At 78.9% G+C, this 413-nt stretch carries 1 protein-coding gene; it reads left to right on the top strand.

Annotation, left to right across the window (positions count from 1 at the left end):
• A partial coding sequence (locus WA788_RS35660) for an AMP-binding protein (RefSeq protein ID WP_335984672.1) occupies positions 1–413 on the top strand: 413 nt, incomplete at both ends.

The following is a 413-nucleotide window of genomic DNA, read 5'->3' as shown; positions in this document are numbered from 1 at the left end:
GATCGGCCGGCCGGTCGCGGGCTTCCGCACCTACCTGCTGGACGAGCGGCTGCGCCTCGTGCCGCCGGGCGTCGTGGCGGAGCTGTACGTCGCCGGGCCGGGCCTGGCCCGCGGCTACCTGGACCGGCCGGGGCTGAGCGCCGGGCGGTTCGTCGCCGACCCGTACGGCCCGGCAGGCAGCCGGATGTACCGCACCGGCGACCTGGCGCGGCGCCTTCGCGACGGCCAACTGGAGTACGCCGGCCGCGCGGACCAGCAGGTGAAGGTGCGCGGCTTCCGGATCGAACCCGGCGAGGTCGAGGCGGCGCTCGCCGAGCACCCCGCCGTCGCCCAGGCCGCCGTCGCGGCCCGCGACGACCGGCTGGTCGGCTACGTCACGGCCCGCCCCGGCCAGGAGGCGCGGCCCGCGCAGA

This window comes from Streptomyces sp. CA2R106 (assembly GCF_037034245.1).
Lineage (GTDB): Bacteria > Actinomycetota > Actinomycetes > Streptomycetales > Streptomycetaceae > Actinacidiphila.
This window is presented reverse-complemented; position numbering and strand designations above follow the sequence as displayed.